Origin of the sequence: Streptomyces sp. NBC_01016 (assembly GCF_026341035.1) — a bacterium.
In the GTDB taxonomy this organism is placed as follows: Bacteria; Actinomycetota; Actinomycetes; order Streptomycetales; family Streptomycetaceae; genus Streptomyces.
The window spans coordinates 2,183,746-2,196,607 of the sequence record NZ_JAPEOQ010000002.1 but is presented as its reverse complement, the minus strand read 5'-3'; the positions used below and the strand labels follow the sequence as shown (position 1 = coordinate 2,196,607).

12 protein-coding genes and 1 pseudogene are annotated in these 12,862 nt (G+C 69.0%); 8 read left to right on the top strand and 5 right to left on the bottom strand.

Annotated features, from left to right (window positions below; translation table 11 throughout):
* Nucleotides 1-68 precede the first annotated feature (68 nt).
* From OG746_RS36785 to OG746_RS36775, 3 genes are all read left to right on the top strand, one after another.
* Nucleotides 69-752: an aspartate/glutamate racemase family protein gene (locus tag OG746_RS36785; RefSeq protein ID WP_266722679.1), complete on the top strand. Its 684-nt coding sequence runs from the start codon at nucleotides 69-71 to the stop codon at nucleotides 750-752.
* Nucleotides 753-912: 160 nt separating this feature from the next.
* Nucleotides 913-2,403, top strand: coding sequence for an NAD-dependent succinate-semialdehyde dehydrogenase (locus OG746_RS36780; protein WP_266722677.1), 1,491 nt, complete (start codon nucleotides 913-915; stop codon nucleotides 2,401-2,403).
* 108 nt (nucleotides 2,404-2,511) lie between these two features.
* Entirely contained in the window at nucleotides 2,512-3,288 is a 777-nt protein-coding gene (locus OG746_RS36775) for an IclR family transcriptional regulator (protein WP_266722675.1), read from the top strand.
* Between the two features lie 57 nt (nucleotides 3,289-3,345).
* On the opposite strand, the gene OG746_RS36770 is transcribed toward OG746_RS36775, so the two are convergent.
* Both OG746_RS36770 and OG746_RS36765 read right to left on the bottom strand, forming a co-directional pair.
* Nucleotides 3,346-3,813, bottom strand: a complete 468-nt coding sequence (locus OG746_RS36770) for a cyclophilin-like fold protein (protein ID WP_266722673.1) — start codon at nucleotides 3,811-3,813, stop codon at nucleotides 3,346-3,348.
* Between the two features lie 64 nt (nucleotides 3,814-3,877).
* Nucleotides 3,878-4,543, bottom strand: a complete 666-nt coding sequence (locus tag OG746_RS36765) for an SDR family NAD(P)-dependent oxidoreductase (protein ID WP_266722671.1) — start codon at nucleotides 4,541-4,543, stop codon at nucleotides 3,878-3,880.
* Nucleotides 4,544-4,782: 239 nt separating this feature from the next.
* Here OG746_RS36765 and OG746_RS36760 point away from each other — a divergent pair, with 239 nt between their 5' ends.
* Nucleotides 4,783-5,988, top strand: coding sequence for an MFS transporter (locus OG746_RS36760; RefSeq protein ID WP_266722669.1), 1,206 nt, complete (start codon nucleotides 4,783-4,785; stop codon nucleotides 5,986-5,988).
* A gap of 68 nt (nucleotides 5,989-6,056) precedes the next feature.
* Here OG746_RS36760 and OG746_RS36755 read toward each other — a convergent pair whose 3' ends face one another.
* On the bottom strand, nucleotides 6,057-6,941 hold the full coding sequence (locus OG746_RS36755) for a helix-turn-helix transcriptional regulator (protein ID WP_266722667.1): 885 nt from the start codon (nucleotides 6,939-6,941) through the stop codon (nucleotides 6,057-6,059).
* 287 nt (nucleotides 6,942-7,228) lie between these two features.
* On the opposite strand from OG746_RS36755, the gene OG746_RS36750 reads away from it, so the two are divergent.
* The 4 genes and pseudogenes from OG746_RS36750 (at nucleotide 7,229) to OG746_RS36735 (ending at nucleotide 10,699) form a co-directional block, all read left to right on the top strand.
* Nucleotides 7,229-8,245, top strand: coding sequence for a zinc-dependent alcohol dehydrogenase family protein (locus OG746_RS36750; protein WP_266722665.1), 1,017 nt, complete (start codon nucleotides 7,229-7,231; stop codon nucleotides 8,243-8,245).
* A gap of 73 nt (nucleotides 8,246-8,318) precedes the next feature.
* Nucleotides 8,319-9,086: a glucose 1-dehydrogenase gene (locus tag OG746_RS36745; RefSeq protein WP_266722663.1), complete on the top strand. Its 768-nt coding sequence runs from the start codon at nucleotides 8,319-8,321 to the stop codon at nucleotides 9,084-9,086.
* Nucleotides 9,087-9,088: 2 nt separating this feature from the next.
* Nucleotides 9,089-9,702: pseudogene (locus OG746_RS36740) on the top strand (SDR family NAD(P)-dependent oxidoreductase).
* A 46-nt stretch (nucleotides 9,703-9,748) separates the two neighbouring features.
* Nucleotides 9,749-10,699: an aldo/keto reductase gene (locus OG746_RS36735; protein WP_266722661.1), complete on the top strand. Its 951-nt coding sequence runs from the start codon at nucleotides 9,749-9,751 to the stop codon at nucleotides 10,697-10,699.
* Between the two features lie 37 nt (nucleotides 10,700-10,736).
* Here the strand turns inward: OG746_RS36735 and OG746_RS36730 are convergent, their stop codons facing one another.
* Both OG746_RS36730 and OG746_RS36725 read right to left on the bottom strand, forming a co-directional pair.
* Entirely contained in the window at nucleotides 10,737-11,429 is a 693-nt protein-coding gene (locus OG746_RS36730; protein WP_327657288.1) for an N-acetylmuramoyl-L-alanine amidase, read from the bottom strand.
* A 33-nt stretch (nucleotides 11,430-11,462) separates the two neighbouring features.
* Nucleotides 11,463-12,743 carry a multidrug effflux MFS transporter gene (locus OG746_RS36725; protein ID WP_266722659.1) on the bottom strand — a complete coding sequence of 427 codons (1,281 nt, stop codon included), beginning with the start codon at nucleotides 12,741-12,743 and terminating at the stop codon, nucleotides 11,463-11,465.
* Between the last annotated feature and the right edge of the window lie 119 nt (nucleotides 12,744-12,862).

Here is a 12,862-nt window from a genome sequence, read left to right as displayed (position 1 = left end):
TGTACCGCGCCCTCGTGCCGCTCTCGGTACCCGGGCCGATGCACCACACCCCGTCATAAGGAGCCACCATGTCCACCACCCCCAAGATCGCCGTCCTGCACACGAGCCTCGTGTTCGTCAACGTCGAGCCGGTCATCAACGACTACCTCGCCGAACTCGCACCGAATGCCAAGGTCATGCACTTCGTCGACAGCGACGTGCTCGCGACCGTCATGCACGACGGTGAGGTCTCGCCCGCCAGCACCCAGCGCATGGTGCACCTGGCGCAGGCCGCGGAGAACGCGGGAGCCGATGTCATCTTCTCCGCCTGCTCCTCCCTCGGCCCGGCCATCGACGTGGCCCGACGCCTGGTCTCCGTCCCGATCGTCAAGATCGACGACGCGATGACCGCGTCGGCGGTCGAGACCGCGGACACCATCGGCGTCCTGGCGACGGTCCCCACGACGCTGCCGCCGACCTGCGCCCTCGTCAAGGAGAAGGCCCAGGCGGCCGGTCGCGACATCACCGTGAAGGAGGCTCTTTCCGAGGGAGCCTTCTCCGTACTCATGTCCGGTGACCGCGACCGCCACGACGCGATGGTGCTCGACGGGGCCCGAAAGCTCGCCGCGGAGGTCGACGCGATCGTGCTGGCCCAGGCGTCCATGGCGCGGCTGGCCCCCGTGATCGCCGAGGCAGTCGGCAAGCCGGTGCTCTGCAGCCCGCGCAGTGGGGCAGAGGACGCGGTGCGTGTGCTGGAGAAGCAGACGGCCTGAACCTGTCCGTACCGCAGCACAGGGCTCACATGGCCCTGTGCTGCGGCGTATCGGCTCCCGCTTGTCCGTCCGGGACAACGGCCGCCCGAGCACGACCACGGCCAGCGCCCCGGCTTCCACCGTCCAGAGACCGACACACCAAGGGAACTGAAGGACTGTCATGCCCAGCAACGTCAGCGCCCCCGGCAGCTCCGAGCAGGCACGTGAGGCAATCGCCAAGGTCAACACCGGCGTCTTCATCGACGGCCAGTGGGGCGACGCCGCGTCCGGCGCCCGCTTCGACGTCGTCAACCCGGCCACCGAGGAAGTCATCGCGACCGTGGCCGATGGCGGTCCCGATGACGCCCTGCGTGCGATCGAAACCGCGGGCCGGGTACAGAACGACTGGGCCAGGACGGCCCCCCGTGAGCGCGGTGAGATCCTGCGCCGCGCATACGACCTCCTGATGGCGCGACAGGACCAGCTCGCCCTCATCATGACGACGGAGATGGGCAAGCCGCTCGCCGAGGCCAAGGGCGAAGTCGCGTACGCCGCCGAGTTCTTCCGCTGGTTCTCCGAGGAAGCCGTCCGCATCGGCGGCGACGCAACGACGACTGGCGATGGAAAGAACCGCATCCTCGTCTCGCGCGAACCCGTCGGCCCCTGTGTGCTCGTGACGCCGTGGAACTTTCCGCTCGCCATGGGCACCCGCAAGATCGGGCCGGCCATCGCGGCGGGCTGCACGATCGTGTTCAAGCCCGCCGCACTCACCCCGCTGTCGTCCCTGGCGCTCGCGGACATCCTGATCGAGGCCGGACTGCCCGCAGGTGTCCTCAACATCGTGTGTACGACCAAGGCGTCCTCGGTGGTCTCCCCGTGGATGTCGAGCGGCATCGCCCGCAAGATCAGCTTCACCGGATCCACCGAGGTTGGAGTACGCCTCCTCGAGCAGGCGTCCCAGCACGTCATGCGCTCGTCGATGGAACTCGGCGGCAACGCACCCCTCATCGTCTTCGAGGACGCAGACCTCGACCGCGCCGTCGAAGGGGCGTTCGCAGCCAAGATGCGCAACATGGGCGAGGCCTGCACCGCCGCAAACCGGATCTTCGCCCAGCGGCCCGTCGCCGAGGAGTTCGCCCGCCGCCTCGCAGCCCGACTGGACTCGCTGGCAGTGAGCGACGGCCTGGAGCCGGGCACCGAAGTCGGGCCCCTCGTGGAGGAGAAGGCCCTGCGGAAGGTGCAGGAACTCGTCGACGACGCCGTCGACAAGGGCGCGAAGGTCGTCTGCGGCGGCAACCGGCCGGACCGTGCGGGCTACTTCTACTCCCCCACCGTCCTTTCGGACGTTTCGGTGCAGTCGGACCTCCTGACCACGGAGATCTTCGGCCCGGTGGCTCCCGTCATTCCGTTCGACACGGAAGAGGAGGTCATCCGCATGGCCAATGACACCCCGTGGGGCCTGGCCGGCTACCTGTTCACGCAGGACGTGGACCGCGGCTTCAGGGTGAGCGAGGCCCTGGAGGTCGGCATGGTCGGCCTGAACACCGGCATCGTGTCCAACCCCGCTGCACCCTTCGGCGGCATCAAGGCCTCGGGGCTCGGCCGCGAGGGCGGCCGTGTAGGCATCGAGGAGTTCCTCGAATACAAGTACCTGGCGGTCCCGCGGGTGTGACGTGGCGGTCCATGACGAGAACGCCCCGGGCCTGAACCGGCACCCTGTACGGTGCGGGCCCGGACCGAAAATTTGACGCTATCCCACATCGCGGGATATTGTCCAGTGGTGACAGAGACAGCGACTCAGGGCAGCGCGAGCCTGGCCAAGATGCTCCACATCCTGGAGCTGTTCAGCGAGAAACAGCCGGTGTGGTCGACAGCCGAGATCCTCGAGGCTCTTGAGACCTCGAGGTCGACGGGGTATCGCTACATCAAGACCCTGCACGAGGCAGGGCTGCTCAACGCCGTCACCAGCGGCCTGTACACCCTCGGCCCGCGGATCATCGAGATGGATCTGCAGATGCGCCAGACGGACCCGCTGCTACTCGCCAGTCACGGCGTCCTCGAGGACCTGGTGGACACGATCGGACACTCGGCCCTCCTCTGCACCGTGTACCGGGATTCGGTGCTCTGCGTCGGCGAGTGCCGCGCCCCGGACAGCCCGGAGAACCGGTTCAGCCGCGGACAGCGGCGCCCACTGTTCCAAGGCGCCATCTCGAAGGTCATCCTGGCGCATCTCCCCCATCACCGCCTGAAGGCCATCTACCCACGCCAGCGCGACGAGATCGAGAACGCCGGCCTGGGGAGCGACTGGAGCACCTTCCGGGCCAACCTTGGCAAGATCAAGAAGGACGGATACTCCTTGACCGTCGGGGAGTTCAACCCCGGCGTCTACGGCGTCGCGGCACCGATCCTCACCGACCAGAAGACGGCGCTGGGCAGTGTGGGCACGGCCTGGGACGAGAAGGAACGGCGGGACGTGGACGTCGAGCACGCCGTCAAGGCCATCAAGCAGGCGGCGACGACCATCTCGGAGCGCCTGATGGAGAGTCAGGACAGCTGATGCATCCGGCGCGCGGGAGGGCCAACGCCCGCTCGCGCAGCACTCCGCCGCCGGACGTCAACGCGCGACTGTTGCGGTGAAGTCGCCCGACTGGCCGGAGATCGCGGCCAGATCCGAGGAATCGATGCGTCCGATGCGGGCGATGCCGTCCCAGTAGTCCACGTCCCCGTAGTAGAGGACGAGGTTTCCCCACGGCGCGTAGTAGCCGAGGTCGCCGACTTTCGGGTTGTCACCTTCCGGCATGCCCTTCATCGGCAGCTCCTTCGGGAGCTTTGCGACCTTCTCCGCGCCGTTGAGGTCCTCGAACTTCAGCGTGCGTGGCAGTTGCTTGAGGAGGGCCGCTCCAGTCGGGGTGTCCCGGACCGTCGCCGACACCGTTCGATCGCCGATCTTGATGTGGATGGGCGTGGCGTGCCCCTGCACGGCGCTCGTGGAGGACGTGGTTGTCCGTGAACTCGGTTCTGCTGCTTGCCCGTTCGTGTCGTTCGTGCACGACGCGAGGGTGAAGCACAGGGCCGCTGACATCGCCAGGGACACGCCCCGCCATCGACCACCCACTGATGGCCGCTTCTCAGGTATGCGCACGGTGTCAGACCGAACCGGTGCCGACGGTCGTACGGAACGGGCCGCGCTCGACGTGGATCGTCCACAGCCGGTCCGCCAGCGCCTCGGGGGCGTACAGGGGGTCGCCGCCGCCGATGGCTCCGGGGATGATCAGCTGTCCGACGTGGATGTTCCGCTCCGCGAGGGCTTCATGGAGCAGCTGGCCGTACGCGGATTCACCGGCGAAGGCGACCGAGGTTCCGGCCACGTTGCCGTTGGGGCGGGCCGCGCTCCCTCCGTTCACCAGCAGGATCGTGCCTCGCCCCTGCTCCGTCATGGCAGGCAGCACCTGCCCCACCGCGACGGCCGGGCCGAGGATCGAGAACTCGGCGGCGGCGCCGAGGTCGTCGGCCGTCGTCTCCAGAACGGGACGCAGGAAGTCCCGGCGCGGGACCGGGCTGTACTGGAGCACGTCGATCGGGCCGAGGTCTTCGGCGGCCGCCGCGAGCGCGCCGGCAAGAGCGGAGCGGTCCTGCACGTCGGCGGTGTATCCACGGGCCTCGATGCCCTCGGCGGACAGGCCGGAGGCAAGGGCCTCGACGTTCTCCTTCGTACGTGAGATCAGCGCGACGGAGAATCCCTCGCGGCCGAAGCGGCGGGCCACGGCAGCACCGAGCCCGGGGCCGGCGCCGATGATGGCGATGGTCGTCATGACATCTCTCCTGGTGTGTTCCTGGTGCGCGGCCGGGGCGTGGCCACCGTCCACTCAGGTCTTCCACGCTAAGCAGCGATCTTGCGCCTGGGGAGTCCCTCTCAGTACCCCCTCCGACCGGGACTCCCTCAGTTGCGGCAGGACTGGTGTCCTGTACAAGGACACACCCGACTGCCGTCGCGGCCGCCGTGTCCGCCGCTTCTTCCACCGCACTGATCAGAAAGTTCTGCTCCACCACCATGACGACCGTCACGAGTCCGCCCACGCCCGCTCCCGCGCCCACACCTTCCCGAACACGCCTGCCGCTGGTGATCTACCTGCTGGCCGCAGGCACCTTTCTCATGGGGACGACAGAGTTCGTCGTCGCGGGCCTTCTTCCCGAGATCGCCCGCGATCTGGACATCACCGTCGCCGGCGCGGGCTTGATGATCACCGTGTTCGCGATCGGCATGATCGTCGGCACCCCGTTGATGGCCGTCCTCACGCTCAAGCTTCCCCGGCGCCTGACACTGAGCCTTGCGCTGCTCGTCTTCGCCGTCGGGCACGTCATCGTCGCGTTGACCTCGAACTACGCTGTGGTGCTCGGCGCGCGGTTCCTCACGGCCCTCGCCACCGGCGCCTTCTGGGCTGTCGCGGCCGTCGTCGCGGCCAAGGCGGCCGGGCCTGCGGCCAGTTCACGCGCCCTGGGCATCGTCCTGGGCGGCGGAATGCTCGCCAACGTGCTGGGGGTTCCGCTGGGCGCCTTCGCGGGACAGACCGTCGGCTGGCGCGGCCCCTTCTGGGCGCTCGCCCTCCTCGCCGCGCTCGGCGCGCTCGTGGTCTACCGGCAAGTGGCACCAGACCCGACGTCCGGCCCGCTGCCCTCCGTGCGCGCTGAGCTGAGCAGTCTGCGGGAAGGTCGTGTCTGGCTCACGCTGGCTTGCTGCGCCATCGTGTGTGGCTCCTCCCTGGCCGCGTACAGCTTCATCTCGCCGCTCCTTGTCACCAACACGGGGCTGGCGACGACCGCGGTGCCGCTCGTGCTCGTCGCCTACGGGGTCGGCGCGCTGATCGGCTCCTATCTGGGTGGGCGCGTCGGCTCGCACCGCCCCTACCAGCTGCTGTTCACCTCCGCGGGCATGACGTTCCTCGTGCTCGGCGCGCTCGCGCTCTTCTCACACCACCTGGTCGTGACCGTGGTGCTGGTGGCGCTGCTCGGACTGTTCGGCATGTCCACGAACCCCGTCCTGATCGGCAAGGCCGTCGGTTATGCGGGTCAGGCGCCAACACTCGCGTCCGCGCTGAGCACCTCCGCGTTCAACTTCGGTACTGCGGTGGGCTCGTGGGTCGCGGGGTTCGCCCTTGAGTCGGCGCTCGGTGCGACGGGCCCCGTCGTGGTCGGCACGGCCATCTCCGCTCTCTACTTCCTCCCGCTCACGATCCTCGCCGCCCGCGACCGTCGCTGAGCGCCCCTGATGATGTGGTGGAGGGCGGGACCGCGACTGCGGTCCCGCCCTCCACCACATCATCAGCGTCAGGAGCGATGCTGTTCCTCCTGCGTCTCCGTCCGGCACTCGTCCGCAGACCAGGAGGAGAGCAGACGCAGCCGCTCCTCGGAGGCGGAGCCCGGCTCCGCGGTGTAGATGGTCAGGGTCAGACCCGGCTCGGCGGCCATTTCCAGGCCCTCGAACGCCAGCGTCACCTCGCCGACGACAGGATGCCGGAAGGTCTTGAAGCCGGCACCGTGGTGGCGGACGTTGTGAGCACCCCATCGACGGCGGAACTCCTCGCTGCGAGTGCAGAGTTCGCCGATCAGATCGTGGAGCTCCTTGTTGTGAGGGTCTCGGCCCGCCTCGGTGCGCAGGATGGAGATGGTGACTTCCGCGAAGGCGTCCCAGTCCGGGTAGAACTCACTGGCCCGCTCGTCCAGGAAGACGTGCCGCGCGATGTTGGGCGGCTGGACGGGCATGTCGTAGACCTCCATGTAGAACGCCCGCGCGAGCTGGTTTGCCGCGAGGAGGTCCATGCGCCCGTTACGGACGAACGCCGGCCCGGCGATCACGGCGTCCAATGCCCATTGGAGGCTCTCGTGCGGCGTCCAGCCCTTTGCGCTGCGCCGCCGCGGCGGCCTGGCGACCGGGCTGGCGGCGTGCGCGAGGTCGAACAAGTGGGCCCGCTCGGCGTCATCCAGACGCAGGGCCCTGGCGATCGCGTCGAGCACCTCCGGTGATGCTCCGCTGATCCCTCCGCGTTCCAGGCGGGTGTAGTACTCCACGCTCACCCCGGCGAGCGTGGCCACCTCGCTGCGCCGCAGTCCGCTCACCCGCCGGTTCGTTCCGGCCGGCAGGCCGACGTCTTTGGGGGTGACCTGGGCACGTCTGGAAGTGAGGAATTCACGGACCTCTGCACGGTTATCCACGCTTTCCACGGTAGCCCGAGCAAACGTCGTCGAAGGAGGCCCTCGGAGTACCCCCATTCGCAGCGACGCCTCTCCGAATCCCCCAGCGCCACTCTGAAGGGTGCCCTGCCAGTACCCCCCTCAACAGTGACTCGCAGCCCGCCCGAAATCGCGGTTACCTGGAAGACGTGACATCTCAAGGGGCCGGTACAAGGGCCCCGCGGAAATTGATGTGTCACCTCAGGACGACGAACACAGCGGCGGAGCCGATACGCGCGGCCCGCTCTCAGCACGTAAGGACCCACCTCATGCGCGGAGCAGTGATCCACGCCCCCGGCGACGTCCGCTTCGAGACGCTCGACGACCCGAAGCTCCTCCACCCCACCGACGCCATCATCCGTACCGCCGTGACGTGCGTATGCGGGTCGGACCTGTGGCCCTACCGCGGCGCGGAGCCCATCGGCGACCCGCACCCGATGGGGCACGAGTACGTCGGCTTCGTGGAAGAGGTCGGCAGCGAGGTCACCCACGTACGGCCCGGACAGTTCGTGGTCGGCTCCTTCGCCACCTCCGACAACACCTGCGCGAACTGCCGCAACGGCTTCCAGTCGAGCTGCCTGCACCGCGAGTTCATGTCCACCTGCCAGGCCGACTACGTACGCATCCCCAACGCCCACGGCACCCTCGTCGCCACCGACGAGGTGCCGGACGAGAAGCACTGGGCCGGCCTGCTCGCCGTCTCCGACGTCATGGGCACCGGCTGGTGGGCCGCCGACGCCGCCGAGGTCGAGTCCGGCTCCACGGCCGTCGTCGTCGGCGACGGGGCTGTCGGCCTGTGTGGTGTCATCGCCGCCAAGGAAATGGGCGCCGAGCGGATCATCGCCATGAGCCGACACGAGAGCAGGCAGAAGCTGGCTTTGGAATTCGGCGCCACCGACATCGTCACCGAACGCGGCGACGAGGGCGTCGCCCGCATCAAGGACCTCACCGACGGCATCGGCGCCGACTCCGTGCTCGAGTGCGTGGGCACCGAACAGTCCATGCAGCAGGCTCTGCGCGCGGCCCGGCCCGGCGGCAACGTCGGCTTCGTCGGCGTGCCGCACGAGGTCGCCGTCGACGGCCAGGAACTGTTCTTCTCCCACGTCGGCCTGCGCGGCGGTCCCGCCCCCGTACGCCGCTACCTGCCCGACCTCATCGACCGCGTCCTGACCGGACGGATCGACCCAGGCAAGGTCTTCGACCTCACCCTGCCGCTGGAGGAGGTCGCCGAGGGCTACCGGGCCATGGATGAGCGGCGCGCCGTCAAGACCCTCCTCACCCCCTGAGCGGCCACCGCACCAGGGTCATGCCGCCCGGCATGGCCCTCCTCTCTCCGCCGAGAAAGGCAAGTGACAGATCGTGACCGCACAGCGCTTCAAGGACAAGGTCGCCTTCATCTCCGGCGCCGGCAGTGGCATCGGCCGCGCCACGGCAGTCGCGTTCGCCGAGGAAGGCGCCCACGTGGTCGTCACCGGCATCGACGAGGAGGGCAACGCCGAGACGGCACGCCAGGTCGCCACGCATGGCGGACGCGTCCTGTCCGTCAAGTGCGACGCCACGAACTCCGCGGACATCGCCGCGGCGCTGCAGCAGACAATGGAGGAGTTCGGCCGCCTCGACATCGCCTTCAACAACGCCGGCATCGAGCAGCCGCCCGCGCCGCTCGCGGACATCACGGAAGCAGAGTTCGACCGCCTTCTCGACGTCGACCTGCGGGGTGTGTTCCTGTGCATGAAGGCGCAGATTCCGCTGATGCTGCAGACCGGCGGCGGGTCGATCGTGAACACCTCCTCGGGCGCGGGCGTGATCGGTATCCGCGGGCAGGCCGCCTACGCCGCGGTGAAGCACGCCGTCATCGGACTGACGAAGTCGACGGCGCTGGACTACGCCGCCGACGGGATCCGGGTCAACGCGGTCTGTCCGGGCATCATCGAGACCCCGATGATGGACCGGTTCTCGGGCGGCACTCCGGAGGGCCGGGCCCGTGTGATCGCCCAGGAGCCGGTCGGACGCATGGGGCGCCCCGAGGAGATCGCCTCCGCCGTGCTGTGGCTCTGCTCCGACCTGGGGGCCTTCGCCACGGGCCACGCGATGGTCGTCGACGGCGGTCAGACCGTCGGCCTGTGACGATGGTGCAATACGACTTCAGTGGGCAGGTCGCGTTCGTCACCGGCGCCAGCGCCGGCATGGGTGCGGCCACGGCTCGTGCCTTCGCCGAGGCAGGTGCCGCGGTCGCGCTGGCGGACATCAACCGTGACGCCGTGGAGCGCCTCGGCGAGGAGTTAACCCGCGACGGCTACCGCATGCTCGCCCTGGAATGCGATGTGTCCGATGAGCAGCAGGTCGCCGATGCCGTCGCCGCGACCGTCGAGGCGTTCGGCCGCCTCGACATGGCCTTCAACAACGCCGGCATCATGCTCCCTCCCTCCGGAGCGGCCGACGAACCCGCCACGTCCTTCGACTCGGTCGTCGCGGTCAACCTGCGCGGTGTCTGGGCCTCGAGTACGCGCCGCTCGGCATCCGCGTCAACGCCGTGTGCCCCGGCACGATCGCTACCCCGATGGTCGAGCGCATGAGCACCGCGGGCGAACTCGACGTGGACGCCACGCTCGCCGTGACCCCGATGGCCCGCGTCGGCGGGCCCGAGGAGATCGCCGGCGCAGTGCTGTGACTGTGCAGCGATGGCGCTGGCTACGTCACCGGAGTGGCGCTGCCCGTCGACGGCGGCTTCACCGCGCAGTAGGCGACACCCCACCCCGTATCGAAACAAGCAACAGAGAGAGAACACCATGAGGACCGTGCCCTTCGGCACGAACGACGGCCGCGCCCCGAACGTCATCAGCGGGATGATGCGGATCTCCGACAAGACCGACGACCAGATCCGCGACCTCTACACCACCGCGCGCGAGGCGGGGATCGACTTCTTCGACCACGCCGATCTGTACGGGTTCAAGCACCCCGGCGGCGGCACGCACTGGTGCGAGCGCCGCTTCGGCGAGGCGCTCGGGCTCTCCGCGGCGGAGCGTGAGCAGATCACGCTGCAGACGAAGACCGGGATCGTGGACGCGGAGTGGCACTACGACTCGTCCTACACACACATCGTCTCCTCCGTCGAGGACTCGCTGCGCGCGCTCAACACGGACTACATCGACGTGCTGCTCCTGCACCGGCCCGACGCCCTCGTCGAACCCGAAGAGGTGGCACGGGCCTTCGACGACCTCGAATCCTCCGGCAAGGTCCGGGCGTTCGGTGTCTCCAACCACACCCCGCGCCAGATCGACCTGCTCAAGACCGCCGTGCGGCAGCCGTTGGTGGCCAACCAGGTCCAGCTCTCGGTGACACACTCCACGATCGTGGCTCAGGGGCTGGCCTCGAACATGGTCGGCGAGCCCGACTCCCTCACCCGCGACGGCGGCGGCATCGTCGACTACTGCCGCATCAGCGGAATCACGCTGCAGGCTTGGTCTCCGTTCCAGAAGGGCTTCCAGGACGGCGTCTTCTTCGGCTCCGAGGACTACCCGGAGCTCAATGAGCTGTTGGACCGACTCACCGCGAAGTACGGCGCGACCCCGATCGCGATCGCCACGGCGTGGATCACCCGGCACCCGGCAGCCATGCAGGTCGTCCTCGGCACGACCACCCCGGAACGTGTCGCCGAGGCCGCAGCGGGCTCTGACATCCCACTCACCCGTGCCGAGTGGTACGGCCTGATCAGCGCAGCCGGGCACCGGGTGCCCTGACCAGGCCAGGCTTGGTAGCGGCACACCGACGAGGGGTTCAGGCGGTGAGCCGTTCCTGCGCATCCCGGACCAGTCGCAAATACCGGTCCCAGTCCCAGTAGCGGCCCGGATCCGTGTGGGTCGCGCCGGGGACCTCGCTGTGGCCGACGATGTGCTCGCGGTCGACCGGGATGCCGTGCCGCTCGGCGATCCCGGCGACGAGCTCCGCGGAGGCTTCGTAGGCGGCGTCGGTGAACCAGCGCTGCGGGTCGTCGACATACCCTTCGTGTTCGACGCCGACGCTGCGCTCGTTCCACTCCCTGTTGCCCGCGTGGTAAGCCACATCCGCCTCGCGGACGGTCTGGGCGATGTGGCCGTCGGATGCTCGCACCACATAGTGGGCGGCGGCCTGATGTGCGGGGTCACGGAAGGCGTGAACGGCGTCCGCGAAGCGGGACTGCGTCACATGGACGACGATGCGGTCGACGCGGTAGTCGTCCGGGCGGTCGGCGACCCGATAGTTGGCCGGTGAGGCGGCGAGCCACTGAGCCGATGCCGCGTCCACCGCACCGGGCCGGTTGTCCCTCTCCACACCGCTGGGGGCGCTGCCCGGAGGATCGCCGGCGGTGACCGCGGCCGTGGTGATGCCGACGGCGGCGGCCAGTGCGGCCACCGCCAGGAGCAGTGGCCGCGGCCGTCGGGACGCACTCTCCGCCCGGGATACGGAGTCGGGTTCTGGATGTCGATTCACGGTGCCGCCTCGTCGGGTGTGCGCATGAAGGTGTCAGGAAGCCGTCTGCGCCGGCTGCTTCCTGGCGTCATTCGTTGGTGTGTCCGGGCCGGCCGAGGACGCCGCAGTGGAGCGGCGGATCATCGTGGCGTAGGCCGTCGCGGCGAGTGCGGTGGAGGTGACGGTGACACACCCGAGCGGTACGGCGGTGTCCGGCCCCCCGGCCCCTGCGAGCGGTGCCACGAGGCCTCCGAGGGCGAACTGGGCGAGTCCCAAGAGCGACGAGGCCGTGCCCGCGACGTCCGGGTAACCGGCCAGGGCGAGGGCCGTCGCGGGCGGAGTCGCGGTGGCCACGCCGCTCACCATCAGCAACAGCGAGACCACCACGGCGGGAAGAGGAAGGTGCAGGAGGGCGGTGAGGAGTAGTCCTCCCGCACCGAGCAGGCACACCGTCAGACCAGTGACCAGCGTGCCTCGTTCCGACCACCGTTCCGCCGTCCGTCCGGCGACGAAGCCGCACACCATGAACCCGAGCGAGTTCAGACCGAACGCGAGGGAGTAGCCCTGCGGGGAGAGTCCGTAAAAGCCCTGGAGCACATACGTCGCGCCACTGAGGTACGCGAAGATGGCAGCGTTCAGAAAGCCGATGACGAGCACCGCGCCGAGGAACGCCCGGTCGGCGAGCAGCTTCCGGTAGGCGCGACCGGTCTGCGCGAACCCGCCCGCGACGCGGTTGTGCCGCGGCAGGGTTTCACGGAGGACGACCAGAACCGCGACCAGGATCGCAGCGCCGACCGCCGACAGGAACAGGAAAATGCCGCGCCAGTCGGTGACGGCGGCCAGCTGCCCACCGAACACCGGGCCGATGATGGCCGCGAGACCCGCGATCACGGTCAGCCGGCCGTAGTACCGCACGAGTTGCTTGCCCGCGTAGAGGTCCCGCCCGGCCGCCTGAGCGATGACGATGCCCACCGCTCCGGCAAGCCCCTGAACGAACCGCGCGGCGACCAGTGTCTCGACGGTCGGGCTGACCGCGCACAGCACGGATGTGAGCACGTACGCCACCACGCCGATGAGCAGCGGCCGCCGACGACCGAACCGGTCCGACAACGGGCCGGCGATGGTCTGACCGAGCGCGAGGCCGAACAGGCAAGCGGTGACGGTGAGTTGCGCCGTGGAGGTGGCCGCCCCCAACTCGTCGGTGAGAGCAGGCAGGACAGGCAGGTACAGATCCATGGAGATCGGTCCGAAGACCGTCAGCAGACACAGAACGATTGCCAGGGGCCGGCCCACGGCACGTGTGCGTGTGGCGGGCCGGTCAGGGGTGGCGCTCACGCGCTTCCTTCCGGGGGGTGACGTCACGGTTGATCCGTGAGGTCCAGACGACTTCTTGCACGACCAGCAAACCTCGGTAGGCGCGCGTGCGGGAGTCCCTCCTGAGGGGTGTACTGCCA